The organism is Pseudomonas sp. DR208, assembly GCF_019823005.1.
GTDB classification, from domain to species: domain Bacteria; phylum Pseudomonadota; class Gammaproteobacteria; order Pseudomonadales; family Pseudomonadaceae; genus Aquipseudomonas; species Aquipseudomonas extremorientalis.
Window position 1 is genome coordinate 3,679,256 of the sequence record NZ_CP081944.1, and the last position, 26,653, is coordinate 3,705,908.

A 26,653-nucleotide genomic window follows, 5' to 3' on the forward strand; every position below is an offset into this window, starting at 1 on the left:
ATGCGCGGTATCAACCTCTCTGAACTGGCGGTCAAGCACCGTGCGGTCACGTTGTTCCTGATCATTGCGATCCTGGCCGCCGGGGTGTTCTCGTTTGGCAAGCTCGGTCGCGCCGAAGACCCGTCCTTCACCGTCAAGGTGATGACCATCACTGCCGCCTGGCCCGGCGCCACCGCCCAGGAAATGCAGGAGCAAGTGGCCGACCGCCTGGAAAAACGCCTGCAGGAACTGGACTACTACGACCGCGTCGAGACCATCGCCCAGCCGGGTTTCGTGTCAATGCGCATGACGTACAAGGAGTCCACGCGGCCCAGCGAAATCCAGGACCTGTTCTACCAGACCCGAAAAAAACTCAGCGATGAAGCCGCCAGACTGCCCAAGGGCGTGAGCGGGCCGTTCTTCAACGATGAATATTCCGATGTGTATTTTGCGCTGTACGCCCTGGAGGCCGAACACCTGCCCCATCGACAGCAGGTGCAGATGGCTGAGGAACTGCGCCAGGGTTTCCTCAACCTGCCAGGGGTGAAGAAGGTCAATATCCTCGGCGAGCAGGCGCAACGGGTGTTCGTGGAGTTTTCCTATGAGCGTCTGGCGACCCTGGGCATCAAGCCGGATCAGATTTTCTCGGCGTTGGCCGCGCAGAACGCCGTGGCGCCGTCGGGCTTTGTAGAGACCGCCGGCGCCCGTGCCTACATCCGTATCGACGGCGCGTTCGACAGCCTGTCACTGATCGAAAACGTGCCGCTGGAAGTCAACGGCCGCGTGCTGCGCATCGCCGATGTGGCCACCGTCAGCCGAGGTTATGAAGACCCGCCCAGCTACCGCATCCGCCACCAGGGCGACCCGGCGCTGATGCTCGGCGTGATCATGGAGAAACACTGGAACGGCCTGGAACTGGACAAGAGCCTCAAGGCCCAGGAAGCCAGAATCCAGGCCGACCTGCCGCTCGGGGTCAACTTCGCCAAAGTCTCCGACCAGGCGAAAAACATCAGCCTGGCGGTCAACGAGTTCATGCTCAAGTTCTTCGTTGCCCTCGCCGTGGTGATGGTCATCAGCCTGTTGGCCTTGGGCTTTCGTGTCGGCCTGGTGGTGGCCGCTGCGGTGCCGCTGACCTTGTCGGTGGTGTTTGTGATCATGCTGCTGACCGGGCGTGAATTCGACCGCATTACCCTGGGCGCGCTGATCATTTCCCTGGGGTTATTGGTGGATGACGCGATCATCGCCATCGAGATGATGGTGGTGAAACTGGAGGAAGGTTTCGACCGCATCCACGCCGCCACCTTTGCCTGGAGCTCCACAGCGGCGCCGATGCTCACCGGCACGCTGGTGACGATCATCGGCTTTCTACCGGTGGGTTTTGCGCGCTCCGGCGCCGGGGAATATGCCGGCAATATCTTCTGGATCGTCGGTTTTGCGCTGATTTCATCCTGGCTGGTGGCGGTGGTGTTCACACCTTACCTGGGCGTGAAGCTGCTACCGCAGATCAAGCCGGTGCCCGGCGGGCATGACGCAATCTACGCCGGGCGCTACTACCAGAAACTGCGCACGCTGGTGGAGGCCTGTGTGCGCAGGCGCTGGCTGGTGACCGGGCTGGTGGTGGTGGCGTTTGTGCTGTGCGGGCTGGGCATGGGTGTGGTGAAGAAGCAGTTCTTTCCCAACTCCGACCGTTCCGAACTGATTCTTGAGGTGTACATGCCGCCGGGCAGCGCCTTTAAAAGTACCGAAGCGGTAGCCGCACGGTTGGAAAAAGCCCTGCTGCAAGAGCCGCAAACCACGATGGTCGACACCTATGTTGGCGGCGGTGCGCCACGCTTTTTCCTGTCGCTGAACCCTGAACTGCCGGACCCGGCGTTTGCCAAGCTGATCGTGCAGACCCCGGACTCCCATGCCCGCGATGCATTGAAACTGCGCATGCGCGAGCGGATTGCGGCCGGTGAGTTCCCGGCGGCGCGGGTACGCGTCACGCAGTTGCTGTTCGGCCCGCCTGTGCCATTCCCGGTGGTGTTCCGTGTGTCCGGCCCGAATGTGGATATGCTGCGTGGCGTGTCCGAAGCCGTGCGCAAAGTCGTCGCCGCCAACAAGTTGACCAAGGATGCCTTCCTCGATTGGGGCGAGCGCACCAGCGGCTATCGCCTGGTGCTGGATCAGGACCGCCTGCGCTTGCTGGGCTTCACCCCCAACGAGGTCAAATCCCAGCTCAACGCCCTGCTCAGCGGCAACCCCATCACCGAAGTGCGCGAAGGCAACCGTACCGTCTCCGTGGTCGCTCGCGCCCAGGGCAGCCAGCGCGAAGACCTCGGCAACCTCAACAACATGACCCTCACCAACAGCGCCGGCACCTCCGTGCCGCTGGCCCAGGTCGGGCATTTCCAGGCGGTGATGGAAGAACCGATCCTCAAGCGCCGCAACCGCGCGACCACCGTCGAAGTGCGCGCCGACATCATCGACGGCGTGCAACCGCCCGACGTGGAAATGGCCGTGTACAAAGACCTGCAGCCGCTGATTGCCACACTGCCCGCCGGTTACCAGATCGACATCGGCGGCCCGGTGGAAGAAAGCGCAAAGGCCAACGTCGCCCTGGCCGCGCTGTTCCCGATCATGATCCTGCTGACCCTCACGGTGATCATGTTCCAGGTGCGCTCGTTCGGCGTGATGTTCATGGTCTTCGCCACGGCGCCGCTGGGCTTGATCGGTGCGGTGCCGACCTTGCTGCTGTTCAACCAGCCGTTCGGGTTCAACGCAATCCTGGGCTTGATCGGGATTGGCGGGATACTGATGCGCAACACGCTGATCTTTACCGACCAGATTCGCCAGAACCAGGACCACGGCATGGCCATTCGCGAGGCGATCATTGAAGCCACCGTGCGGCGTGCACGGCCGGTGATCCTGACCGCGCTGGCGGCGGCGCTGGCGTTTATTCCGCTGACGTTGTCGGTGTTCTGGTCGTCCCTGGCCTATGTGCTCATCGGTGGGGTGCTGGTGGGCACCGTGTTGACGCTGTTGTTCTTGCCGGCGCTGTGCAGCCTGGTGCTGGGGCGGGAGAAGACGAGAGTTGTCGAAACGTCCCACGTAAGCGCCGGATAAGCTCTACTCCCCTCCCCTGAAAAGGTCCGCAAAGTCCCTCGCCTGACTACACAGTGCGAGGGATTGCAGATGGACTTTCTGGTTGTTGGAGCTGTTTCTTGAACCCGGCCATTGGCAGGCTGGCCCTGACCCCAATGGATGTGAAGACGGTCGATATCGAGCGCGTCTTTCGCGATTTCCGGGAATGCCTGAATACCTTTGACGCATGGGCCTCAAGCTTTTGGAGCGTTTCGGCGCTGGATGTCGAGCAAGTCTTCAAGGTCGGGGATGAAGTGGCGCTGGTCGCGCCGGTCAACCGTTCTCTTTACCCAAGCACCACCGTTGCGACTTGCCAGGCCAACGGCAAGCTGACCCTGGTGCACCTGTTCCAAAGCACGCGATTTGTACCCATCGGCAACACGCCGGTGATGGTGCAGTGTGTCGACCCCAACGGCGGCCCACTGGGCGAGCCGATCCACACGACCATCGGCCCGAGCGGCATCCTCGAAATCGACCAGTGTGAGCGCGACCAGCAATACCGGGTCAGCTTCTATCCCAACGTTTCCGAGGATCACCTCAAGGCGCTGTATGCGTCTTATCAATCGGTGATTGATGGGTTGGAAGTTCGCCTGCGCGAAGAGTGGAAAAACACCTTCGAAGCCCAGTGGAAAGACTACACAGACGCCAGCCCGCTTGATCAACGCAGGCTGCTGGAGAAGGCGTTTCTTCATGGCATGGGTAAGGCGTTCTACAGCCTTTGGGACAATTTCACACAACTGTACGACCTGCTGGCGGACCTCAAGAGCAATAGCCAGAAACTGCTGCAGTACGTCTCCCAGGCTGAACTGGATGAACTGTTGAAACTGGGCAAGGACACCATTGCCCAGGGCCTGCTTGTGCTCAGCGACGAGCCGCTGATGTTTATCTACCTGTCGGCGATCTGCAGTTGGATACGGATGTTGCCGCCGCAAGCGATGAGCGAGGTGATGGGGGAAATCACCGGCGACGTGTTGATCGCTTTGCTGTTGGTGAGGGTTGCGGGAGCCATGGGCGTGACCGTGCGCCTGGGTGCCCAGGTGATGAGTCACATCAAGCCTGGCCGGGCTCGCCAGTGGCTGGAGATGCTCGCGGACCAGTTGGTCGGGCCTCGGTTGGAGGCGCATGTCGAGGCGGCCAGGCCGTTGCTGCTGGGTAGCTCCGCGACGCCGATCCGGGTGATTCCGGATGCACCGTTGAAGGCCGGGGATCAGGTGGTTTCCAACGCGGTGCCGGTGGTGCGCAACAAGTCCCAGCGAACGGCGTTAGTTCAGCAAGAGCATGTGGATGACGTGCCGGCTGTTGCGAAGAATCCGGCTGGGGATGCGGCGGCATCTTCGGACAAAACCGCCACCAACGGCTGCCCGGTGTCGATGGTCACCGGCGAGGAATTCCTGACCCTCACCGATGGGACGCTGGACGGGATCTTGCCGTTTGAGTGGACGCGGTTGTATCGCACCAGTGCGGTTGAAGTGGATTGTGGGTTGGGGTTTGGCTGGAGTCATGCGCTGGCGCATCGGCTGGTGGTTGTGGGTGATGCGGTGGTGTGGACCGATCATGAAAACCGCTCCACTACCCTGCCCTTGCCGTCGACTTCTCGCCCTGCAATCACCAACAGCCTGGCCGAAGCGGCGATCTATCTGGGTTCGCTGCCTGATGAACTGGTACTGGCCCAGGCGTCACGTTTCTACCACTTCCGCGACGGTGTGCTGACAGCGATCAGCGATGCGTATGACAACCGCCTGCGCATTTCCCGGGATTTTCTGGGGCGTATTGAGCGGGTGGATAACGGCGTCGGGCGCTCGCTGTTTTTGCGCTACGCGTCGGGCCGCATCGTGGCGGTGGATTACCAGATTCATCGCGTTGTGGATGAGGGTCCGTTTGTTTGGGTGACGGAGCAGACGGTTGTTTCCTACGCGTATGACGACTTGGGACGGCTGATTTGCGCGACCAATGCCGTCGGTGAAAGCGAGGTTTATCGGTACGACGAACAGCACGTCATTCTTGAGCGCGGTTTGGCCGGTGGAGCGAGTTTCTACTGGGAGTGGGAACGGTCGGGCAAGACGGCGCGGTGTGTGCGGCATTGGGCGAGTTTCTCGCAGATGGACACGCGCTATGCCTGGGATGACAACGGCCAGGTCACGGTGTTTAACGCCGATGGTAGCCAGGAAGTCTACGTACATGACCAGCGGGCGCGGCTGGTGCAGCGGGTTGATCCTGACGGGGCCGAGCACTTCAAATCCTACGATGAAAAAGGCCGGCTGACGGTTGAGCAGGATCCGCTGGGCGCGATCACGGCGTATCAGTACGACGAAGCCGGGCGCTTGGTGGCCGTGTTTCCGGGGGACGATGAGCCGACGACCTACGAGCATGACAACGGGTTCGTACGGGTTGTAAGGCGGGGTCAGGCGGTTTGGAAGTATGAGCGCAATGATCAGGGCGATGTAACGCGCAAGACCGATCCTGACGGTCACGTTACCGATTACACCTACAACAAATACGGACAGTTGGTTGGGGTTTGGTATCCGGATCACAGCTGTCAGCGGCTGGTGTGGAACGAGCGCGGGCAGTTGCTTGAGGAGCAGTTGCCCAATGGTGGGATCAAGCGTTATCGCTATGACGATCTGGGGCGACAGATTGCGCGTGAGGATGAGCATGGCGCGCTGACCCAGTACCAGTGGAACGACGTTGGGCGGTTAGTCCAGGTCGTCTTGCCGAGCGGCGACACGCGTAAATATACCTACAACGCTTACGGAAAAATCACCGCCGAACGCGACGAACAGGGCCACGTCACCCGCTACGAATACGCCGACGGCCTGCACCTGATCAGCCGCCGCATCAATGCCGATGGCAGCCAGATCAAGTACCGCTACGACAACGCGCGGTTACTGCTGACCGAGATCGAAAACGAGGTGGGCGAAACCTACCGGCTCCAGTACCACAACAACGGCCTGATCCAGCAGGAAACCGGTTTTGACGGTCAGCGCACGGCGTACGTATACGACCTCAACGGCAACCTTCAGGAAAAGACCGAACACGGCGATGACGGCAGTCAGCTGGTTACCCGTTACCAGCGCGACCATGCCGGACGCCTCATCAGAAAAACCCTACCCGATGGCAATACCGTCGATTACACCTACGACCGCCAGGGCAATCTCCTCAGCGTCGAAGACGGCCACTGGGCCCTGGCCTACGAGTACGACAGCCAAAACCGCCTCACCGCCGAACACCAAGGCTGGGGCACCCTGCGCTACGGCTACGACGCCTGCGGCCACCTGCAAAACCTGCGCCTGCCGGACAACAACCGCCTCACCTTCACTCACGACAAAGGCGGCCACCTCGCCACCGTCGAACTGAACAGCGCAGTACTCACCTCACACCTGTTCCACGCTGGCCGCGAACAGCAACGCCAACAAGGCCAACTGCTCAGCCACTACCAACACGACCACCAAGGCCGCCTGTTCAACCAGAGCATCAATGACGCCGAAGGCCCGGTCTACCGCCGCCACTACGACTACGACAAAACCGGCAACCTCACCCGCCTGCTCGACACTCGCAAAGGTGAACACCGCTACCACTACGACCCACTCAACCGCCTCACCCGCGCCGACCACACCCAAGGCGAGCAGGAACGCTTCGGCCACGACCCCGCCGGCAACCTGCTCATGCAAAACCGCCCCGGCCCCGACATCGTCGCTGGCAACCGCCTGATGATCCAGGGCGACCACCATTACGACTACGACGCCTTCGGCAACCTCATCCGCGAACGACGCGGTAAGGGCCATCAACTCGTCACCGAGTACCGCTACGACTGCCAGCACCGCCTGATCGGTATTAAAACGCCCAACGGCCAGACCGCCAGTTACCGCTACGACCCGTTTGGGCGGCGTATCAGCAAAACCGTCGACGGCATCACCACCGAGTTTTTCTGGCAAGGCGACAAGCTGATTGCCGAACACCATGCGGATCGGCATCGCAGCTACCTGTACGAGCCGGACAGCTTCCGTCCGCTAGCCTTGCTGGAAGGCTTCGGCCCCAAGGAAACCAAGGCCTACCACTACCAGCTCGACCACTTGGGCACCCCGCAAGAACTCACCGCCCCGGATGGCGAAATCGTCTGGTCGGCGCATTACCGTGCCTACGGGGAAATCACCCGCCTCGACATCGGAAAAGTCGACAATCCGCTGCGTTTCCAGGGTCAGTATTTCGATCAGGAAAGCGGGCTGCACTACAACCGCCATCGCTACTACAATCCGGATGTTGGTCGGTACCTGACGCCGGACCCGGTGAAGCTGGCGGGAGGGATCAATGCTTACCAGTACGTACCCAATCCGACTGCGTGGGTAGATCCGCTAGGACTGAGCTGTAAAGTTGTAAATTGCCCTGGCGGCGTACTAGAAGCACATGAAAATGCCGGCGGGCACTTAATTGAAAAGCATGTTGCACAGACGGAAGCACAACTGATTACAAGGCTAAATCTGGAACCGCACATACCTGCAGCATCAACGTTCAAAAACCTAGAAGAAGCAGAAGCACTAGTATCTAGGAGCTTAAAAAAACATCGGAACGAAATTTTAGAGTTCTTAGAAGGAGAAAATAACAAACATCTAATCAAAGACAGTTCTAACCGGCCGGTAGGCGTGAGTATTATTAGAGGCACTGAAACCCCCATACCCGTTTACAATTTCATTTTAGTTCTGAAGAAAAGAGCTAATATGCCGGATGGCTATCTATTACTGACAGGATACCCAGAAAAATGAATAATCCACTGACAGAGTTGCAGCAATTTTTCGGTGCTTACTTCAATCAAGACTGGACACTGGAACACTCATCAGCTGACGAAGTCATTGACTCTTTCCTACTTGACTCATCAGAAAGCACAATAATAACTGTAAAAAATGAAATTCTAGAACTAATAAGTAACTATACAGACGAGTCCACCCTTCAAAATAACTTACTACACGAGCAGCACTGTTATTACTACTACCCCAGTCAATGGGCTTCAGGACGATCATGGTTGAATCACATTATTGTGAAATTTAATGAGTACTTGGTAAAACGAGAAAATCCTGATTGAAAAGCACCCTGTGGTGAGCAGGCTTGCCCTGCGTTGGGCCGCAAAGCGGCCCCAATCCAGGCGATAGATGTCTTCAGGTGAAACGGCATTGTCTGTTTTGGGGCTGCTACACAGCCCAACGCAGGGCAAGCCTGCTCACCACAAAAGGGTGTCAATCAGCGGAAAATCACCGCTTCGAAAGTTCCATAATCATCCGACTCAACAGATAAACCCGCGGCACCACACTCTCCACCTCCGCATACTCCTCCGGCGTATGAATATTCCCGCCAACAATCCCAAACCCATCCAACGTCGGCGTGCCTACCCCGGCTGACAAGCTGGCATCCGCCGCACCGCCACTGCCTTCAATCGTCAACGTCTTGCCCAACTCCCCATAAATCCCCTGGGCAATCGCCACCAGCTTGTCCGACTCCGGTGTCTGCGGCATCGGTGGCAGCCCGCGCTGCAGGCTGGTCTTCACTTCGGTCTCGGGGATCAGCTTGTTGGCCGACACCCGTGCCAGATCCTTCTCGATGCGATCAAACTCTTCCGGCAACGCCGCGCGCACATCCGCCTTGGCCATGGCCTGGTCGGGAATGACGTTGGTGCGGTCGCCGGCCTTGATCACGGTGAAGTTGATGGTGGTTTTCTTCTCAGCATCCCCCAGCTTGCCCAGTTGCAGGATCTGGTGCGCCGCTTCCATAGCGGCGTTACGGCCGAGTTCCGGGGAGACGCCGGCGTGGGCGGCTTTGCCTTTGACCTCGACCACGGCGGTAGCGCTGCCTTTGCGCCACACCACCAGGCCATCGGCTGGGCGCCCGGGTTCGAGGTTGAGGGTGACGTCGTGGGCCTTGGCGGTTTGGCGGATCAGCTCGGAGGCGGCGTCGGAGCCGGTTTCTTCACTGGCATCGAGCAGGAAGGTGATTTGCGCGTAGTCCTTGAAGCCCTGGTCCTTGAGGACTCTGAGCGCGTAGATGCCGGCGACGATGCCGCCTTTGTCATCCATCACGCCGGGGCCATAGGCGCGGCCGTCCTTGATGTGGAACGGGCGCTCGGCGGCCGAGCCTTCCTTGAACACGGTGTCCATATGGGCCATCAACAGGATTCTGGCTTTGCCGGTGCCCTTTAGGGTGGCGACCACGTGGCTGTTGTTGGCGGCTTTGTCCGGCACCAGCTCGATGGAAAAGCCCAGCTGTTTCAGCTCATCCACGGCGATGTCGCGCACTTGGGTCAGGCCCGGTTCATAACCTGAGCCCGAGTCGATATTTACCAGGCGCTCCAGCAGTTTCAGGGCGTCGGCCTTGTAGTGTTCGGATTGGGCCTGGATCTGTTTATGGGGCTCGGCGCTGTAGGCCGGCACAGCGAAGGACATGGCCAAGGTTGCGGCCAAGAGTGTACGGCGGAAGGTGAAGAGCATGAACCGATCCTTGTTTTTGTTGGAAGGTGCCGTGACACCCTACCCCACAGACTGATCGCAACCAACCCTCGCGCACCGCACCGCCACACCCAGCAGCAGAGCAGCCGTGATGCGTTGCATCAGAGGGCGTGAGCAAGTGCCCCCTCAACGAAGCCCTCGACCGCCTGCGCGGGCGCAACCTGCTCGCTTCCAGCCAAGGCCGTGGCTATTCACTAGAAATATTAGAAGTTTATTAGTACATAACCGTTTATCGGCTATGCAGCGGGATAAAACCTGTCGCACCAGCCTTTTTGCTTCGTCGTGTATCTCCTTATCGCCAGATACACTGGAATACAAAGGGTACAAGGCAAGGCCGGCGCCAGTGGCTAGACTGCGCCCCAACAAGCATTTAACGAGGAAGGCAGCATGGATCATGTCGATCACATCCTGATCGTCGATGACGACCGGGAAATCCGCGAACTGGTGGGCAACTACTTGAAAAAGAACGGCATGCGCACCACCGTGGTCGCCGACGGCCGCCAGATGCGCAGCTTCCTCGAGACCACCCCGGTGGACCTGATCGTGCTGGACATCATGATGCCCGGCGACGACGGTTTGCAGCTGTGCCGCGAGCTGCGGGTGGGCAAGCACAAAGCCACGCCGGTGTTGATGCTGACCGCACGCAATGATGAAACCGACCGCATCATCGGCCTGGAAATGGGCGCGGACGATTACCTGGTCAAACCGTTCGCCGCCCGTGAGCTGCTGGCGCGCATCAACGCGGTGCTGCGCCGCACGCGGATGCTGCCGCCGAACCTGGTGGTCAGCGAGACCGGGCGGCTGATCCGTTTCGGCCGTTGGCGCCTGGACACCACCGCCCGCCACCTGCTCGACGAAGACGACACCCTGGTCGCCCTGAGCGGCGCCGAATACCGCCTGCTGCGGGTGTTCCTCGATCACCCCCAGCGCGTGCTCAACCGCGACCAGTTGCTCAACCTGACCCAGGGCCGCGACGCCGACCTGTTCGACCGTTCCATCGACCTGCTGGTGAGCCGCCTGCGCCAACGCCTGCTGGACGACGCCCGCGAACCGGCCTACATCAAGACCGTGCGCAGCGAGGGCTACGTGTTCTCCCTGCCGGTGGAAATCCTCGAGGCCGAGCAATGACCTTAAGGTTTGGCTGGCCGCGTACCCTGGCGTCACAGTTGTCGCTGATCTTCCTGATCAGCCTGGTGTGCGCCCATGGCTTGTCCTTCAGCGCGCAGTTCTATGAGCGCTACATCAGCGCGCGCACCGCCATGCTGGGCAACCTGGAAAACGACGTGGCCACCTCGGTGGCGATCCTCGACCGGCTGCCCGCCGACGAGCGCGCCAGCTGGCTGCCGCGCCTGGATCGGCAAAACTACCGCTACCTGCTCAACGCCGGCGAAACCGGCGAGCCGATGCGCAGCGACGACGTGCCCATGGCCGCCACCTCGATTGCCGATGCATTGGGTGAACACTACGCGCTGACCTTCCGCGACATCCCCGGGATGCAGAAGCACTTCCAGGCGCACCTGACCCTGGCCGACGGCAACCCGATCACCCTCGACGTGCGCCCCTCCATGCTGCCCGTCGCGTACTGGCTGCCGGTGGTGCTGGTGCTGCAACTGGCGCTGCTGCTGGGCTGCACCTGGTTCGCCGTGCGCCTGGCCATCCGCCCGCTGACCCGCCTGGCGCGCGCCGTGGAGACCCTGGACCCTAACGCTCACCCCACGCCGCTGGACGAAACAGGCCCCACCGAAGTAGCCCATGCCGCGGTTGCGTTCAACGCCATGCAACAACGCATCGCCGAATACCTGAAGGAACGCATGCAGATCCTCGCGGCAATTTCCCATGACCTGCAAACCCCGATCACCCGCATGAAACTGCGCGCCGAATTCATGGAGGATTGTGCCGAACGCGACAAACTCTGGAGCGACCTCGGGGAAATGGAGCACCTGGTGCGCGAGGGGGTTGCCTACGCACGCAGCGTCCACGGCGCCACCGAAGCCAGCCACCGTATCAACCTCGACGCCTTCCTTGACAGCCTGGTGTTCGACTACCAGGACATGCACAAACAGGTGAGCCTCAGCGGCAAAAGCGCGGTAGTTCTCGACACCCGCCCTCACGCCCTGCGCCGGGTGCTGGTGAACCTGGTGGACAACGCCCTCAAGTTCGCCGGCGCCGCGCAGCTGGAGGTCGGTTCGACCGCCGATGGCGAGCTGTCGATCAAGGTACTCGACAACGGCCCGGGCATTGCCGAGGACGAACTGGTGCAGGTGATGCAGCCGTTCTACCGCGTGGAAAGCTCACGCAACCGCGGCACCGGCGGCACCGGCCTGGGGCTGGCGATTGCCCAGCAACTGGTGGTGGCGATCGGGGGCTCGTTAACGTTGAGCAACCGGCCGGAAGGTGGGTTGTGCGCGCAGATCAAGATCAGCCTTTAAAGCAGGCCAACGTGATTCCTGCACGTTGACCAGTCTTGTTACACACCATATAGTGTGCCCACAAACAGAATAGACCACTACATAGTGTGCAGCCTCGGTATTTATCGACCACACTATGCGCAGTATTTCAATGCCTGAAGCCTGCAAAAACACTTATTTTTCGAATACCAGGAAGGAGCATTTCCATGCTGAGTTGGGATGAAGTCGACAACGAAGACACCGGTGCAGCGGTGATCAAGGGCGCCAATGCCGGCCACGCCAGCGAAGCCAACATGGACCGCCTCGACGGCGCCGGCGCCGCGGCTGCGCTGGAAGCCCGTAATGTGACCGCCAACGACTCCGCCGCGATCATCCGCGCCAAGGCCGCCCTCGACAAACTCGACGTCGCCGAAGGCCTCGCCGAACTCGAAGGCGCCTCCGCCCGCGTCGCCGTTGACGAAAAGCGCATGATCAACTGCCGCGCCGACCTCAACCAACTCGTGCCGTTCAAGTACGACTGGGCCTGGCAGAAGTACCTCGACGGCTGCGCCAACCACTGGATGCCGCAAGAGGTCAACATGACCGCCGACATCGCCCTGTGGAAAAACCCCGAAGGCCTGACCGACGACGAACGCCGCATCGTCATGCGCAACCTGGGCTTCTTCTCCACCGCCGACTCCCTGGTCGCCAACAACCTGGTGCTGGCCGTGTACCGCCTGATCACCAACCCGGAGTGCCGCCAGTACATCCTGCGCCAGGCCTTCGAAGAAGCGATCCACACCCACGCCTACCAGTACTGCATCGAATCGTTGGCCATGGATGAAGGCGAGATCTTCAACATGTACCACGAGATCCCATCGGTCGCGAAAAAGGCCGCCTGGGGCCTGAAGTACACCCGCTCGATCTCCGATCCGAAGTTCGAAACCGGCACCGTCGAGACCGACAAGGAGCTGCTGCGCAACCTGGTCGCCTACTACTGCGTCCTGGAAGGCATCTTCTTCTACTGCGGCTTCACCCAGATCCTGTCCATGGGCCGTCGCAACAAAATGACCGGCGTCGCCGAGCAGTTCCAGTACATCCTGCGTGACGAGTCGATGCACCTGAACTTCGGTATCGATGTGATCAACCAGATCAAAATCGAAAACCCGCATTTGTGGGATGCCGAGATGAAGGAAGAAGCGACCCAGATGATCCTGCAAGGGACTCAGCTGGAGATCGAATACGCTCGTGACACTATGCCGCGTGGGGTACTCGGCATGAACGCAGCGATGATGGAGGATTACCTCAAGTTCATTGCTAACCGTCGTCTGTCGCAGATTGGGTTGAAGGAAGAGTACCCAGGTACCACCAACCCATTCCCGTGGATGAGCGAGATCATGGACTTGAAGAAAGAGAAAAACTTCTTCGAGACCCGTGTGATCGAGTACCAGACTGGCGGCGCGCTGAGCTGGGACTGACTCCACATGTGGGAGGGGGCTTGCCCCCGATGACGTTCGTTCAGCTCAAGCTTCAGTGACTGATGCACCGCAATCGGGGGCAAGCCCCCTCCCACATGGGTTGCGGTGCGCGATAAATCTTTGCAAATTGCCTCTTATGCCCAATCAAACCATCAAGACCCCTTGCGTCGGCCTGTGCTCCACCGTCTACGGAGACCTGGTCTGCCGCGGCTGCAAACGCTATCACCACGAAGTGATCCAGTGGAACGGCTACAACGCCGAGGAAAAACAGGCGGTGTGGCTGCGACTGGAACAACTGCTGGTGCAGGTAATGGCCAGCAAGCTGCAGGTGTTCGACGCGCACCTGCTGCGCCAGCAACTGGAGAATCGCAAGATCCGCTTTGTGCCGCACCAATCGCCCTATTGCTGGGCGTACCAGCTGATTGCGCGGGGGGCTAGAGTGATTTCCAGACTGGAGGCGTATGGGTTGGGGTTGCTGCCGGAGTTTCGCGAGCGCAGCCTGGCGGATCTGCGCGATGCGATTGACCGGGAGTTTTTCCTGTTGTCCGAGGCGCATTACGAGCGGTATATCGCGCCGGGGTTTATCAGGGAGGCTTTTGGGCCTCCACTGATAGCCAGCTTTTAACTCAGCCGTTCCAGGCGGCTCCGCGCTCAGTCTGCACGTTGTAACGCTCGATAGCCTCCTGGCACACCCGCGCTTGCAGATGCCCCTGCTCCACCAACGCCGTCAACGCTGCCAGCACGAGATGATGGCGATCCACCTCAAAGAAATCGCGCAACGCCGCCCGTGTATCACTGCGCCCGAATCCGTCAGTACCGAGCACGGTGTAGCTGGAATCCAGATACGAACCGATCATCTGCGGCACAGCCCGCACGTAGTCGGACACAGCCACCACCGGCGCGCCCTTGGGCAAGCATTCAGCCAAGTGGCTGACACGCGCCGTCTGCTGCGGATGCAAGCGATTCCAGCGTTCCACCTCCCGCGCTTCCCGCGCCAGTTCGCTGAAACTGGTCACGCTGAACACCTCGCTCGCCACCTGCCAATCCTCCGCCAGCAACTGCGCCGCCGCTTGCGCCTCGCGCACCAGCGTGCCGGAACCCAACAGGCGCACCTTGGCATCGACCGTACCTTGCAAGCGATACATGCCCTTGATGATCGCCGTTTCCACGCCTTCCGGGAGGCTCGCCTGCGGGTAGTTTTCGTTCATCAGGGTCACGTAGTAGAACTCGTCCACATCGTGCTCCAGCATCTGGCGCATGCCGTGGTCGAGGATCACCGCGAATTCACCGGCAAACGCCGGGTCGTAGGCGCGGCAGTTGGGCACGGTGGCCGCCGTGAGGTGGCTGCTGCCGTCCTGGTGCTGCAAGCCCTCGCCACCGAGGGTGGTGCGCCCGGCCGTGGCGCCAAGCAGGAAGCCACGGGCGCGCTGGTCGGCCGCGGCCCAGATCAGGTCGCCGACGCGCTGGAAGCCGAACATCGAGTAATAGATGTAGAACGGCAACATGCGCAGGCCGTGGACTGAATAACTGGTGGCCGCCGCAACCCAGGAGCTGATGGCGCTGGCTTCGCTGATGCCCTCCTCCAGGATCTGCCCATCGGTGGCTTCGCGGTAGCTGAGGATCGAGCCGATGTCTTCCGGCTCGTAGCGCTGGCCGACGCTGGAATAGATGCCGATCTGCTTGAACAGGTTGGCCATGCCGAAGGTGCGCGCTTCATCGGCGACGATGGGCACGATGCGCGGGCCCAGGGCTTTGTCCTTGAGCAGGTTGGTGAGCATGCGCACGAATGCCATAGTGGTGGACATTTCCTTGCCGTCGGCGGCCGTGGCAAAACCGGCGTAGCCCGATACCGCCGGCACGGCGACAGGCGCGGCGGCCTGGCTGCGACTGGGCACGTAGCCGCCCAACGCATTGCGCCGCTGGTGCAGGTAGCGCAGTTCGACGCTGTCGTCTGCCGGTTTGAAGAAGCTCAGGGACTCGGTCTGCTCATCGGTCAGCGGCAACTGGAAGCGATTGCGGAAGGCGATCAGCGCATCGCGGTCGAGTTTCTTCTGCTGGTGGGTGGTCATCTTGCCCTGCCCGGCTTCGCCCATGCCGAAGCCCTTTTTGGTCTGGGCCAGGATCACCGTGGGCCTACCCTTGACCCGCCGCGCCGCGTGGTAGGCCGCGTGAATCTTGACCATGTCGTGGCCGCCACGCTTGAGGCGGTCGATCTGTTCGTCGCTCAGGCCCTCGACCAGCCGGGCCAGGGATTCACTCTGGCCAAAGAAGTGTTCGCGGTTGTAGGCGCCGTCCTTGGCGGCAAAGGTCTGGAATTGGCCGTCAACCGTATTGGACAAGGTGTTGACCAGCGAACCGTCGGCATCCTTGGCCAACAACGCATCCCAGTCCGAGCCCCACACCAGTTTGATCACGTTCCAGCCGGCGCCGGCAAACAAGGCTTCCAGTTCATCGATGATGCGCCCGTTGCCGCGCACCGGGCCGTCGAGGCGTTGCAGGTTGCAGTTGACCACCCAGGTGAGGTTGTCCAGGCCTTCGCGGGCGGCCAGGGTCAAGGCGGACATGCTTTCCGGCTCGTCCATCTCGCCGTCGCCGAACACACCCCACACGTGGCGGTCAGTGGCGTCCAGCAAGCCGCGATGCTGCAAGTAGCGCATGAAGCGCGCCTGGAAAATCGAACTGATGGGGCCGATCCCCATGGAACCGGTGGGGAACTGCCAGAAATCCGGCATCAGCCAGGGGTGGGGATAGCTGGACAGGCCGCGTGCGCCTCCCTTTGGCCCGCCGATCTCCTGGCGATAGTGGGCCAGGTCGGCTTCACTCAAGCGGCCTTCAAGGAACGCCCGCGCATAAATGCCAGGCGCGGAATGCGGCTGATAGAACACCAGGTCACCGCCAAAGCTGTCGCTGCGGGCACGGAAGAAATGGTTGAAACCCACCTCGAACAAGTCTGCCGCGCTGGCGTAACTGGCGATATGCCCGCCGAGTTCGCCATAGGCCTGGTTGGCGCGCACCACCATGGCCAGGGCGTTCCAGCGCACCAGTGAAGCCAGGCGTTCTTCGGTGGCGAGGTCGCCCGGAAACGCCGGCTGCTGCTCGACGCTGATGCTATTGATGTAGGGCGTGCCGTGGCGCGGTTTCCAGTCAATGTGCGGGGCACTGGCATCCTGTGCCAGCACATCGAGGATCTGGCGCGCCCGTGCCGGGCCGGCGTTCGCCGCCAGTGAGGCGAGGGCGTCGCGCCATTCATCCAGCTCTTGCTGGTCAATCACCGCTGTCGTGAAACCGTTCATGGGCACCTCCAGGCTTTTTTTCCAGTTTATGTCGGCACCGAAGGATTTTTTGCCTGTTCTCAAGCGCTGCTTTCAGCATATTGAGCATGAATCACTGCCAACTCACTTTTTTGCAGCACGTTGTGCTCAAGCCACCCGCAACCCTGCAACTGTGTTTAAAATGCCGCCCGCTCAATCAATGACGTTTAACGATGAACCCAGAAGCACTCGCCACCCTGCACGCTCATTTGCTCGCTGCCCTGCAGGCTCCGCCGAGCGAAACCCGCCGCCTGTTCCACGGCCGTGGTCGTTGCTGGCCGGGCCTGGAGCAACTGACGGTGGACTGGTTGCAAGGCGTATTGCTGGTGTCATTGTTCAAGGAGCCCGACGCGGCACAACTGGACGCGCTGAAACAGCTGCTGCGCAGCCAGTTCGGCCGTTATACCGTGGCCCTGCAACACCGCTACCTGCCGCAAAGCACCACCGAATGGCTGGTAGGCGAGCCCGTCGAAGAGCAGATCATCGTCGAAGGCGGCCTGCGCTACCTGATCGACCTGGGCAAGAAACAGAATAGCGGGCTGTTCCTCGACATGCGTCATGGCCGCAACTGGGTGCGCGAACAGGCCAGGGGCATGCGTGTGCTCAACCTGTTTGCCTACACCTGCGGGTTTTCCGTGGCGGCCATCGAAGGCGGCGCCGAGCATGTGGTGAACCTGGACATGGCCCGCAGCGCCTTGAGCCGTGGCCGCGACAACCATCGTCTCAACGGTCATGACCTGAGCAAGGTGAGTTTCCTGGGCCATGACCTGTTCAAGTCCTGGGCCAAGGTTACCAACAGCGGCCCCTACGACCTGGTGATCATCGACCCGCCCTCGTTCCAGAAAGGCAGCTTTCTGCTGACCAAGGACTACCAACGCGTGCTGCGCCGGCTGCCGGATTTACTCACGCCACAGGGCACGGTGCTGGCCTGCATGAACGACCCGGCCTTCGGCGAAGACTTCCTGATCGACGGCGTGACCCGCGAAGCGCCGGGCCTGCGCTTTGTGGAGCGCCTGGCAAACCCGCCGGAGTTTCCGGATATCGACCCGCAAAGTGGCTTGAAGGCACTGGTGTTCCGCCAGGGTTGATGCCGAAATGTCTTACGCTTGCTACGCTAAGTGATACACCGGGGTGGTGAACCTTCTTACCCCCTTCCCGGTCGATACCTGCATTCCCCGGCCAGACTCGACGGCGTCACGTTGTCGGCTGCCCCGTTTCACCTTTTGGAGAACCGCCCGTGATATCGACCCTGCATGTAGCCAGACTCAAAGCCTGGGGCGCCCACGGCTTTACCGCCACCGGTGTGGTATTGGCCTTCCTGGCCACCCTGGCGCTGCTGGAAAACTCGCCGAAGGCCTGCCTGCTGTGGCTTGGCCTGGCATTGGTGGTGGACGGGGTCGATGGCTCGCTCGCGCGCCGGGTGAATGTCAGCACGGTATTGCCAAGCTTTGACGGCTCGGTGCTGGACCTGGTGATCGATTACCTCACCTATGTGTTCATTCCCGCACTGTTTATCTACCGCTATATCGACCTGCCGGACTTTACCCACCTGTTCACGGTGTCGGTGATCCTGGTGTCGTCGTTGTTCTGCTTCTGCAACGTCAACATGAAGAGCAAGGACAACTACTTCGTCGGCTTCCCCGCCGCCTGGAACGTGGTGGCGCTGTGCGTGTATATCATCCAGCCGGAAGCCTGGGTCACCTTGCTCACCGTGATTGGCCTGGCCCTGCTGACCGTGACGCCGATGAAGTTCCTGCACCCGTTCCGGGTGAAGCGGTTCATGCCGATCAACATCGCGGTGACCACGATCTGGTTGCTGTGCAGCTTCTTGATGGTGGTGGATTACCCGAATACCAACCCGTGGACGTTTGGATTGTGGTCGGTGATGTCGGCGTATTTCCTCGGGATTTGTATCTGGCGTACGGCGTTGGAGTGGATCGAAACACATCGATCGTAAGTCGACGCAGTAACAATGTGGGAGGGGGCTTGCCCCCGATAGCGGTGGATCAGCTACAGATGAGTTAGCTGGAACACCGCAATCGGGGGCAAGCCCCCTCCCACATTTGGATTTGCAGACTCCCCGCGAGTAAGATGGCGGCCTTTCGCATAGCGCCCTGCCAAGAATAAGCCCTGCCCATGCCCTTCGAACTCAGCGTAGACCTCACCACCCTCGCCATCCTGGCGGTGGTTGCCTTTATCGCCGGTTTTATCGACGCCATTGCCGGTGGCGGCGGCCTGCTGACCACACCCGCCCTGCTCACCGCCGGCATGCCACCGCATTTGGTATTGGGCACCAACAAGCTCAGTTCCACCTTCGGCTCGGCCACCGCCAGTTTCACCTTCTATCGCCGCAAACTGTTCCACCCGCGCCAGTGGGTGCACGCCATCGTCGGTACGCTGATCGGCGCACTAACCGGCGCCGTGGTCGCCCATTACTTGCCGGCCGAAACCCTGAACAAGATGCTGCCAGTGATTGTGTTCGCCTGTGGTGTGTACCTGCTGTTCGGCGGCACGCCCAAGGCGCCGCTGGATGCCGACGCGCCGATCAAGAAGAAATGGCAAGCCACCCAGGGCTTCGGCCTGGGCTTCTACGATGGCGTGGCGGGCCCGGGCACCGGGGCGTTCTGGACGGTGAGCACGATGCTGTTGCACCCCATCGACCTGGTCAAGGCCAGCGGCGTGGCGCGCAGCATGAACTTCGTCAGCAACGCAGCGGCGCTGACGGTGTTCATCGTCAATGGTTCGGTGGACTGGATCGTCGGCCTGGCCATGGGCGTTTCGGTGATGTGTGGCGCGTTCTTTGGCGCACGCAGCGCGATCAGCGGCGGCGCCAAATTCATTCGCCCGGTGTTTATCACCGTGGTCCTCGGCCTGACAGTGCGCCTAGCCTGGCAACACTGGTTCAGCGTGGCCTAGTCGACGGGCCAGGTAGAGGTCGATCAGGTAACGCGCGATCGAACGTGACGCCGGCAACGGCGGCAGGTCATGGATGTTGAACCACTGCGCGTCCTCGATCTCATCGGCCTGGGGCACGATGTCGCCACCGGCGTATTCGGCATGGAAGCCCAGCATCATCGAGTGCGGGAACGGCCAGCACTGGCTGCCCATGTACTGGATGTTCTTGACCTCCACCTGCACCTCTTCGCGGACCTCGCGGACCAGGCAGTCTTCGGCCGACTCACCCGGCTCGGCAAACCCCGCCAGGGTGCTGTAGACCCCCGTGACAAAGCGTGGCGAACGCGCCAGCAGGATCTCGTCGCCACGGGTCACCAGCACGATCATGCTCGGCGAAATCCGCGGGTAGCTACGCAGGTCGCAGGCCTGGCAGTACATCGCGCGTTCCCGTGGCACCTGGACCATGGCCTGGCCGCAACTGCCACAGAACCGGTGCTCCCGTGCCCAAGTACCGATCTGCGCCGCATAGCCCAGCACTTTGTACAAGGTGTGATCGCCTTGCAGCATGAAGCCGCGCAGGCCCTGCCAACTGCAGCCCGGCACTTCAGCCGCCGAGTCGAGTTCCAGCAGGTACACCGGCTCGCCATCGAGGTGGCCGATGCCATGCTCGGCGAACACCGACAGGTCCTGGCGCTTGAGCCATTCCCTCGGGAACAGCGGGCCATTGGTGTCGTGCAAAAAGCCGTCGCGGCTGCGGGCGACGGCCCAGCCGCCAGGGGCGTCGTTGTCCAGCAGCGTTGTGGTAATCCAGCCTGGGGTCATGTCAGTCAATCCACGAATTCGGGTTTCTGCTTGCTCATATGGGCCGCGATGGCCACGCGCAGGTCGTTGGATTGCAACATAGCCGAGTTCCAGGTGGCAACGTATTCCAGGCCGTCATTGACTGTATGGTCACGCATGTAGCTGATCATGGCCTTGGTGCCGGTGACCGCAATCGGCGATTTGGCGGCGATTTCATGGGCAATCTCCATCACGCCGGCCAACAGGCTGTCCTGATCGGCGTAGACGCGATTGACCAGGCCGATGCTGCGCGCCTCCTCGGCGCCGAACTGGCGACCGGTGTAGGCCAGCTCGCGCAGCATGCCGTCGCCGATGATGCGCGGCAGACGCTGCAGGGTGCCGACGTCGGCGGCCATGCCGATGTCGATTTCCTTGATCGAGAATTGCGCGCCTTCGGCGGCGTAGCGCATGTCACAAGCGCTGATCAGGTCGATGGCGCCGCCGATGCAGTAACCCTGGATCGCCGCCAGCACCGGCTTGCGGCAGTTGTCGACGGCGTTGAACGAGGCTTGCAGTTCGAGGATCTTGCGCCGCAGCAGGCGGGCGTTGCGACCGACATCCTTGCCAAAGTCATTGGCGACCGAGGCCAGCATCATCAGGTCGATGCCAGAGGAGAAATGCTTGCCGGCGCCGCTGAGTACCACGGCGCGCACGGCGTCGGTGTCTTCCACCCACTGGAAGATGTCGATGATTTCGGTCCAGAACGCGGCGTTCATCGCGTTGATCTTTTCCGGGCGGTTGATCTGCACATGGGCAACGTTGCCGGTGAGTTCGACGACGAAAGCTTGGTATTCGGACATGGCAGTGATCCCTGACTGGCGAGTGATAAGGCCCGAACTATAACAAGTGTGTGTGACGGCACATCGGCCAAAAACGGGACGGGCAAACGTAATGGAATGTTGTGGGCGCAAGGTTCAGGCAGCACCGATACATTTGATCCCGGAGGCCCGGCTTATCGGCTATACAATCAGGGCCCTTGCCTGGAGCCGTCTATGCCGTCCACGTTGCGTTCGTCGCTGATTCTTGCCTTGGTGGTCGTGTTGACCGGCGTTGGCGCGGGCCTGGGCGGGATGCTCCTGGCCCTGCTGCTGCACGGTATTCAGCACCTGGCGTACGGGTACAGTCTCGACAGCCTGGTCAGCCACGAAACCTTTCTGTGGGGCGTGACCGCCGCCGCGCCGGAGCGCCGTTTGCGGGTGCTGGTGGTATGCGGCCTGGTTGCCGGGTTGGGCTGGTGGACGCTCTATCGCTACGGCCGCCCGCTGGTGAGCATCAAGCGGGCGGTGTCGGAACAGATGCCGATCATGCCGCCCAAAACCACCCTCGCCCACGCGCTGTTGCAGATCATCACCGTGGCTCTCGGCTCGCCGCTGGGGCGTGAAGTGGCGCCCCGTGAGGTCGGTGCACTGGCCGCCACCTGGCTGTCCCGACACGCCCGGCTCGAACCGCCCATGCACCGCCTGATCGTGGCTTGCGGCGCGGGGGCCGGGCTGGCGGCGGTGTACAACGTGCCGTTGGGCGGCGCGATGTTTGTACTGGAAGTACTGGTGGGCGCATTCAGTTGGCCAGCGGCGCTGATTGCGCTGGCCACTTCGGCGATTGGTGCAGCGGTGGCGTGGATCGGGCTGGGGGCGGAGTCGCAATACGTCGTGCCGCATTTTGTGCTGAGCCCGGTGCTGATCGCCTGGGCCGTGGTGTGTGGGCCAGTGTTTGGATTGGCCGCCTATGGTTTCACCCGCCTCACCGGCGCTGCGCGGGCGAACGCCGCCAGAGGCTGGCGCCTGCCGGTATTGGCGTTGATCAACTTCAGCGTCATCGGCGGACTGGCAATGCTGCTGCCGCAGATTCTCGGCAACGGCAAAGGCCCGGCGCAACTGGGTTTCGACAATGAGCTGAGCATCGGCCTGGCCGCACTGTTGCTGGTGGTCAAGGTGCTGATCACCACCAGCAGCCTGCGCGCCGGGGCCGAAGGCGGCCTGCTCACCCCCGGCCTGGCGAATGGCGCGTTACTGGCGATCATCCTCGGCGGCGCCTGGAGCCTGGTGTGGCCGGGTGTGCCCCTCGGAGCGTTTGCAATCATCGGCGCAGCGGCGTTCCTCGCCGCCAGCATGAACATGCCCCTGACCGCGGTTGTGCTGGTGGCGGAATTCACCCGCATCGACCATGACTTCCTGGTGCCGATCATCCTCGCAGTGGTCGGCGCGGTGTGCGTGGGCAAGCTGTGCCAACGCATGGAAACTGCTGGAAAAAAGCCTGACTAAGCGCCATCCTTCGCGCTTTAGGCCGCCCCGACAGCGGCGCTCGACGTTTAAAGGATATGCCCATGCACGCCCAACCCCTCACCGCCGCCGAATTCGAGTTCATCGAAGACACCCTGCTCAAGTACGGCGATGACCATTCGGTGCTGAACCTGGCCGAACTCGACGGCTACTTCACCGCGCTGGTGTCCAGCCCGGTGCAGGTGGACGTGGCCGAGTGGTTCCCGGCGATCTGGGGCGGCCAGAACCCGGAATGGGACAACATGGATGAAGCGCAAAGCTTCCTCGAACTGTGCGTACGCCATATCAACACCCTGGCCGGACAACTGGCCACTGACGCTACGGGTTTCAAGGCGCGCTTCGACGATACCGAACACCAGGGCCACACCGTGACCCTCGCCGAGGAATGGTGCTTTGGCTACATCCGTGGCGCCGCCATCGGTAACTGGCCGGAATTGCCCGCCGAGCAGGCCGCGCAGTTGGAGAAGATTTCCTGGTGCGCCGAACAGGACAACTTCGAATTGCCGGCCGACCTGGATGTAGACGCCCATCAACAGCGGGTCAGCGAAATCGAACCGGCTGCGCGGGCGCTACATGATTACTGGTTGAGCAAGCGTTGACCGGACTTTATTTGAAGTCCAGGTCAAACGCCTGGTAGAACGCGTTGCCCGTGTTGGCCACGATCCACATCAGCACCACCACATGTCGGCCTTGCTTACCCTTGGGCAATGTCACCTGATGCTCGACCTTGGCTTTCAGTTCATCGGCATGCTGGTAGTACGGCACCTGGGTGTAGAAATCCTCGAAGAACGGCTGGGTGTCCAATTGAGCGCGACTGATGCGCTGTTTCGGATCCCAGCCATCCCTGGTGATGAACCAGCGGTAACCACGGGTAACGTGGGCGGCGGTGTATTCCCACTGCACCTTGAAGACTTGTCCGGCCTCCACATTCAGCAGTGGCCAGGTAAACGGCGTGTTGAGCTTTTTGCTCATCTCCTCATCGGTGAAGTTGATGCAATCGCGCTCGTCGGTTTTGCCGCCGCTCAAGATATGCCCATCGGCCGGCGGCGTCACACTCTGGTCGTCGGTTTGATAGGGTGCGGGGAACGGCCCGGCAGTCAGCGCCGGGAAGTTCTTGCCGCCTTCCATTTCGTTGACTTGCCAGTTGCCCAGCAGCCCGCGTTCAACAGCCACTGAGCCACGGCTGGCCGGGGTCACGACGCGGCCATGTCTGAGTTGAGTCTGGGGTTTGTTCATTTCAGTCACTCCTTGATTGAAAACGCCCCGGGGATGGGACGCGCTTTGAACTTACCCTATCGCCCTGGCTTGTCCATCGAGGCGCCGCGTATGAAAAGTTACACAACTCCTGAATTTCATTGATCGGACGCGCTTGTCCTGCCCCCTGTTGGGGCGCACGCCTACCCTGCCAAGGGCAATCCACCTACAGCGCGTCCCGATAATCGACAACCCTGCGGAAAATGCCGGCCGGCGGCGTTCCCTGCTCGACAAGTACTGTACCTATGCCCGATTATTCGAGTCCGCCCGTCGGCCACTCCGTGCCACCTTGCCTTGATCAGGAGCCCTGTCCCTTGAGTTCGCAGAAAACCGTGACCGTTACACCGCCCAATTTCCCCCTCAATGGCAAGGTCGCGCCCCCCGGCTCCAAATCCATTACCAACCGCGCCCTGTTGCTGGCGGCCCTGGCCAAGGGCACCAGCCGTCTCAGCGGCGCGCTCAAGAGCGACGATACCCGCCATATGTCGGTGGCCCTGCGCCAAATGGGCGTGACCATCGATGAGCCGGACGACACCACCTTCGTCGTCACCGGCAACGGCAAACTGCACCTGCCGCCGCAACCGCTGTTCCTTGGCAACGCCGGCACCGCCATGCGCTTTCTCACGGCTGCGGTGGCCACGGTCGAAGGCACCGTGGTGCTGACCGGCGACGACTACATGCAAAAACGCCCGATCGGCCCGTTGCTGGCGACCCTCGGCCAGAACGGCATCCAGGTCGACAGCCCGACCGGTTGCCCGCCGGTCACCGTGCATGGCGTGGGCAAGATCAAGGCCAAGCGCTTCGAGATCGATGGCGGCCTGTCCAGCCAGTACGTGTCGGCGCTGCTGATGCTCGCGGCCTGCGGCGAAGCGCCGATTGAAGTGGCGCTGACCGGCAAGGACATCGGTGCCCGTGGCTATGTCGACCTGACCCTGGACTGCATGCGCGCCTTCGGTGCCCAGGTCGAAGCCGTTGATGACACCACCTGGCGCGTGGCCCCGACCGGCTACATCGCCCACGACTACCTGATCGAACCCGACGCCTCCGCCGCCACTTACCTGTGGGCCGCTGAAGTGTTGACCGGGGGGCGCATCGACATCGGCGTGGCCGCGCAGGATTTCACCCAACCGGACGCCAAGGCCCAGGCCGTGATCGCGCAGTTCCCGCACATGCAAGCCACGGTGGTCGGCTCGCAGATGCAGGACGCCATCCCGACCCTGGCGGTGCTCGCGGCGTTCAACAACACGCCGGTGCGTTTCACCGAGTTGGCCAACCTGCGGGTCAAGGAGTGCGACCGTGTGCAGGCACTGCATGACGGCCTCAATGCAATCCGCCCGGGCCTGGCGACCATCGAAGGCGACGATCTGCTGGTAGCCAGCGACCCCGCATTGGCCGGCACCTCGTGCAACGCGCTGATCGACACCCACGCCGACCACCGCATCGCCATGTGCTTTGCCCTGGCCGGGCTGAAGGTTTCGGGTATTCGCATCCAGGACCCGGATTGCGTGGCCAAGACCTATCCCGAGTACTGGAAGGCCCTGGGCAGTCTCGGGGTGCAGCTGAGCTATTAAGGCGTCAGCGTCGGAATGGGGAGGCTCTGCACATGACCATTCGCCAACCCTGCCCACCCGGCGCCTGCGTCTGCGACCGCGAACAACTGTTGCAGACGCCGGGTGCCGACCAGCGCATCCTCCGGCTCACGCGCCAGGAAGAGAAGAAACTGCTCGACCGGCTTGAAGACCTCAAGAGCCTGCAGGACCTGGAGCGCATGCAACAGCTGATGTACCAGCAACTGGGCATCCGCGTGCATATTGCCCCTGGCCATACCGAGGTCAAGAGCATGCGCGGGATCCAGATCGTCATCGACGATTTGCCAGGGATGTGTCGCAAGACCCGCCAATCGATCCCGGCCGCGATCCGCCGAGGCATGGAAAAACGCCCGGAAATCGCCTACCGCCTGCTGGATGCCCACGACTTGTTTCGCGACGCTTGAATCAACCGGCAACCGCCTCGGTTTCAAACACTCCCCGGCCAACGGCCCTGGCCTTGTCCAGATGCGCCTGCGCCCCGCCGCTTTCCGACTCCAGCAACAATTCGGACGTCACCACCTGCGCGCCACAGTAATCAAAAATCCCGTAGTCGATCTGTGTGCGCATCGCCTTGGCATAGCCGTGCCGATCAAAGGCATCGCCATCCGCCGCGCCCAGGGCCAGCAGGTGGACCTGCAGGTGCCGCAGTTTTTTCACCATCGGGGTATCCGGGCCGTACTCGATGGCCCAGCCGTTGACGAATACACGGTCGATCCAGCCCTTGAGCAAGCCCGGCAGCGACCACCAATAGATCGGGAACGCCAGCACCAGGGCGTCGGCGCGGTCGAGACGGGCCTGTTCGGCCAGCACGTCGGCCGGGGGCGTGGCGCGGCTGCGGTGTACCGCATGGTCGGCGGCGTTGTAGCGTGGGTCAAACCCTTCGGCGGCAAGGTCGGCGATCTCGAACGTGTGGCCGGATGCGCCGAGACCGACGGCCGCCTGCGCGGCGACGCTGTGGGTGAGGGATTGCGGGTCGTGATGGGCAACAACAATCAACGCATGCATGACAAAACTCCCCTTCAGGGTTAGG

At 61.5% G+C, this 26,653-nt stretch carries 20 protein-coding genes; 14 read left to right on the forward strand and 6 right to left on the reverse strand.

Going from position 1 to position 26,653, the window contains the following annotated elements; translation table 11 throughout:
• From K5K89_RS16825 to K5K89_RS16835, 3 genes are all read left to right on the forward strand, one after another.
• Nucleotides 1-3,084, forward strand: a complete 3,084-nt coding sequence (locus tag K5K89_RS16825) for an efflux RND transporter permease subunit (protein WP_222539845.1) — start codon at nucleotides 1-3, stop codon at nucleotides 3,082-3,084.
• 134 nt (nucleotides 3,085-3,218) lie between these two features.
• Nucleotides 3,219-7,859 carry an RHS repeat-associated core domain-containing protein gene (locus tag K5K89_RS16830; protein WP_222541723.1) on the forward strand — a complete coding sequence of 1,547 codons (4,641 nt, stop codon included), beginning with the start codon at nucleotides 3,219-3,221 and terminating at the stop codon, nucleotides 7,857-7,859.
• A complete protein-coding gene (locus K5K89_RS16835) occupies nucleotides 7,856-8,176 on the forward strand; it encodes a contact-dependent growth inhibition system immunity protein (protein ID WP_092250883.1) in 321 nt (106 codons plus the stop codon). The genes K5K89_RS16830 and K5K89_RS16835 overlap by 4 nt, the downstream gene beginning before the upstream one ends.
• A gap of 166 nt (nucleotides 8,177-8,342) precedes the next feature.
• Here the strand turns inward: K5K89_RS16835 and K5K89_RS16840 are convergent, their stop codons facing one another.
• The gene (locus tag K5K89_RS16840) at nucleotides 8,343-9,572 is read right to left on the reverse strand and encodes a M20/M25/M40 family metallo-hydrolase (protein ID WP_222539846.1); all 1,230 of its coding nucleotides are present in this window, start codon (nucleotides 9,570-9,572) and stop codon (nucleotides 8,343-8,345) included.
• A 405-nt stretch (nucleotides 9,573-9,977) separates the two neighbouring features.
• On the opposite strand from K5K89_RS16840, the gene K5K89_RS16845 reads away from it, so the two are divergent.
• From K5K89_RS16845 to K5K89_RS16860, 4 genes are all read left to right on the forward strand, one after another.
• Nucleotides 9,978-10,718, forward strand: coding sequence for a response regulator (locus K5K89_RS16845; RefSeq protein WP_222539847.1), 741 nt, complete (start codon nucleotides 9,978-9,980; stop codon nucleotides 10,716-10,718).
• Nucleotides 10,715-12,019: an ATP-binding protein gene (locus tag K5K89_RS16850; protein ID WP_071490715.1), complete on the forward strand. Its 1,305-nt coding sequence runs from the start codon at nucleotides 10,715-10,717 to the stop codon at nucleotides 12,017-12,019. The genes K5K89_RS16845 and K5K89_RS16850 overlap by 4 nt, the downstream gene beginning before the upstream one ends.
• A gap of 185 nt (nucleotides 12,020-12,204) precedes the next feature.
• Nucleotides 12,205-13,455: a ribonucleotide-diphosphate reductase subunit beta gene (locus K5K89_RS16855; RefSeq protein ID WP_076955315.1), complete on the forward strand. Its 1,251-nt coding sequence runs from the start codon at nucleotides 12,205-12,207 to the stop codon at nucleotides 13,453-13,455.
• A gap of 136 nt (nucleotides 13,456-13,591) precedes the next feature.
• Complete coding sequence (locus tag K5K89_RS16860) at nucleotides 13,592-14,080, forward strand: DUF1289 domain-containing protein (RefSeq protein WP_071490562.1); 489 nt, start codon at nucleotides 13,592-13,594, stop codon at nucleotides 14,078-14,080.
• A gap of 1 nt (nucleotide 14,081) precedes the next feature.
• Here the strand turns inward: K5K89_RS16860 and mdeB are convergent, their stop codons facing one another.
• Complete coding sequence (gene mdeB, locus K5K89_RS16865) at nucleotides 14,082-16,748, reverse strand: alpha-ketoglutarate dehydrogenase (protein ID WP_222539848.1); 2,667 nt, start codon at nucleotides 16,746-16,748, stop codon at nucleotides 14,082-14,084.
• A gap of 191 nt (nucleotides 16,749-16,939) precedes the next feature.
• Here mdeB and K5K89_RS16870 point away from each other — a divergent pair, with 191 nt between their 5' ends.
• The 3 genes from K5K89_RS16870 (at nucleotide 16,940) to K5K89_RS16880 (ending at nucleotide 19,682) form a co-directional block, all read left to right on the forward strand.
• Nucleotides 16,940-17,854: a class I SAM-dependent methyltransferase gene (locus K5K89_RS16870; protein WP_222539849.1), complete on the forward strand. Its 915-nt coding sequence runs from the start codon at nucleotides 16,940-16,942 to the stop codon at nucleotides 17,852-17,854.
• Between the two features lie 149 nt (nucleotides 17,855-18,003).
• Nucleotides 18,004-18,723: a phosphatidylcholine synthase gene (gene pcsA / locus K5K89_RS16875; protein WP_058427603.1), complete on the forward strand. Its 720-nt coding sequence runs from the start codon at nucleotides 18,004-18,006 to the stop codon at nucleotides 18,721-18,723.
• Nucleotides 18,724-18,902: 179 nt separating this feature from the next.
• A complete protein-coding gene (locus K5K89_RS16880; protein ID WP_071490565.1) occupies nucleotides 18,903-19,682 on the forward strand; it encodes a TSUP family transporter in 780 nt (259 codons plus the stop codon).
• On the opposite strand, the gene nudC is transcribed toward K5K89_RS16880, so the two are convergent.
• Together nudC and K5K89_RS16890 are read right to left on the reverse strand one after the other, a co-directional pair.
• Nucleotides 19,650-20,483 (reverse strand): NAD(+) diphosphatase, encoded by an 834-nt coding sequence (gene nudC, locus K5K89_RS16885; protein WP_071490566.1) that lies wholly within the window; start codon nucleotides 20,481-20,483, stop codon nucleotides 19,650-19,652. The genes K5K89_RS16880 and nudC overlap by 33 nt on opposite strands.
• Before the next feature lie 5 nt (nucleotides 20,484-20,488).
• Entirely contained in the window at nucleotides 20,489-21,301 is an 813-nt protein-coding gene (locus K5K89_RS16890) for a crotonase/enoyl-CoA hydratase family protein (protein ID WP_058427606.1), read from the reverse strand.
• A gap of 192 nt (nucleotides 21,302-21,493) precedes the next feature.
• On the opposite strand from K5K89_RS16890, the gene K5K89_RS16895 reads away from it, so the two are divergent.
• Together K5K89_RS16895 and K5K89_RS16900 are read left to right on the forward strand one after the other, a co-directional pair.
• On the forward strand, nucleotides 21,494-22,762 hold the full coding sequence (locus tag K5K89_RS16895; RefSeq protein WP_222539850.1) for a chloride channel protein: 1,269 nt from the start codon (nucleotides 21,494-21,496) through the stop codon (nucleotides 22,760-22,762).
• Between the two features lie 62 nt (nucleotides 22,763-22,824).
• Nucleotides 22,825-23,379, forward strand: coding sequence for a UPF0149 family protein (locus K5K89_RS16900; RefSeq protein WP_092249115.1), 555 nt, complete (start codon nucleotides 22,825-22,827; stop codon nucleotides 23,377-23,379).
• Nucleotides 23,380-23,386: 7 nt separating this feature from the next.
• Here K5K89_RS16900 and K5K89_RS16905 read toward each other — a convergent pair whose 3' ends face one another.
• The gene (locus K5K89_RS16905) at nucleotides 23,387-24,016 is read right to left on the reverse strand and encodes a lytic polysaccharide monooxygenase auxiliary activity family 9 protein (RefSeq protein ID WP_222539851.1); all 630 of its coding nucleotides are present in this window, start codon (nucleotides 24,014-24,016) and stop codon (nucleotides 23,387-23,389) included.
• A gap of 332 nt (nucleotides 24,017-24,348) precedes the next feature.
• On the opposite strand from K5K89_RS16905, the gene K5K89_RS16910 reads away from it, so the two are divergent.
• Together K5K89_RS16910 and K5K89_RS16915 are read left to right on the forward strand one after the other, a co-directional pair.
• Nucleotides 24,349-25,605: a 3-phosphoshikimate 1-carboxyvinyltransferase gene (locus tag K5K89_RS16910; protein ID WP_222539852.1), complete on the forward strand. Its 1,257-nt coding sequence runs from the start codon at nucleotides 24,349-24,351 to the stop codon at nucleotides 25,603-25,605.
• 32 nt (nucleotides 25,606-25,637) lie between these two features.
• Complete coding sequence (locus K5K89_RS16915) at nucleotides 25,638-26,027, forward strand: hypothetical protein (protein ID WP_071490571.1); 390 nt, start codon at nucleotides 25,638-25,640, stop codon at nucleotides 26,025-26,027.
• 1 nt (nucleotide 26,028) lies between these two features.
• On the opposite strand, the gene K5K89_RS16920 is transcribed toward K5K89_RS16915, so the two are convergent.
• Nucleotides 26,029-26,628, reverse strand: a complete 600-nt coding sequence (locus K5K89_RS16920) for an NAD(P)H-dependent oxidoreductase (RefSeq protein WP_222539853.1) — start codon at nucleotides 26,626-26,628, stop codon at nucleotides 26,029-26,031.
• Nucleotides 26,629-26,653 lie beyond the last annotated feature (25 nt).

Coding starts and splice junctions, on each gene's coding strand:
- K5K89_RS16825 (WP_222539845.1), top strand. CDS start 1: ATGCGCGGTATCAACCTCTCTGAACTGGCGGTCAAGCACCGTGCGGTC.
- K5K89_RS16830 (WP_222541723.1), top strand. CDS start 3,219: ATGGATGTGAAGACGGTCGATATCGAGCGCGTCTTTCGCGATTTCCGG.
- K5K89_RS16835 (WP_092250883.1), top strand. CDS start 7,856: ATGAATAATCCACTGACAGAGTTGCAGCAATTTTTCGGTGCTTACTTC.
- K5K89_RS16840 (WP_222539846.1), bottom strand. CDS start 9,572: ATGCTCTTCACCTTCCGCCGTACACTCTTGGCCGCAACCTTGGCCATG.
- K5K89_RS16845 (WP_222539847.1), top strand. CDS start 9,978: ATGGATCATGTCGATCACATCCTGATCGTCGATGACGACCGGGAAATC.
- K5K89_RS16850 (WP_071490715.1), top strand. CDS start 10,715: ATGACCTTAAGGTTTGGCTGGCCGCGTACCCTGGCGTCACAGTTGTCG.
- K5K89_RS16855 (WP_076955315.1), top strand. CDS start 12,205: ATGCTGAGTTGGGATGAAGTCGACAACGAAGACACCGGTGCAGCGGTG.
- K5K89_RS16860 (WP_071490562.1), top strand. CDS start 13,592: ATGCCCAATCAAACCATCAAGACCCCTTGCGTCGGCCTGTGCTCCACC.
- mdeB (WP_222539848.1), bottom strand. CDS start 16,748: ATGAACGGTTTCACGACAGCGGTGATTGACCAGCAAGAGCTGGATGAA.
- K5K89_RS16870 (WP_222539849.1), top strand. CDS start 16,940: ATGAACCCAGAAGCACTCGCCACCCTGCACGCTCATTTGCTCGCTGCC.
- K5K89_RS16880 (WP_071490565.1), top strand. CDS start 18,903: ATGCCCTTCGAACTCAGCGTAGACCTCACCACCCTCGCCATCCTGGCG.
- nudC (WP_071490566.1), bottom strand. CDS start 20,483: ATGACCCCAGGCTGGATTACCACAACGCTGCTGGACAACGACGCCCCT.
- K5K89_RS16890 (WP_058427606.1), bottom strand. CDS start 21,301: ATGTCCGAATACCAAGCTTTCGTCGTCGAACTCACCGGCAACGTTGCC.
- K5K89_RS16895 (WP_222539850.1), top strand. CDS start 21,494: ATGCCGTCCACGTTGCGTTCGTCGCTGATTCTTGCCTTGGTGGTCGTG.
- K5K89_RS16900 (WP_092249115.1), top strand. CDS start 22,825: ATGCACGCCCAACCCCTCACCGCCGCCGAATTCGAGTTCATCGAAGAC.
- K5K89_RS16905 (WP_222539851.1), bottom strand. CDS start 24,016: ATGAACAAACCCCAGACTCAACTCAGACATGGCCGCGTCGTGACCCCG.
- K5K89_RS16915 (WP_071490571.1), top strand. CDS start 25,638: ATGACCATTCGCCAACCCTGCCCACCCGGCGCCTGCGTCTGCGACCGC.
- K5K89_RS16920 (WP_222539853.1), bottom strand. CDS start 26,628: ATGCATGCGTTGATTGTTGTTGCCCATCACGACCCGCAATCCCTCACC.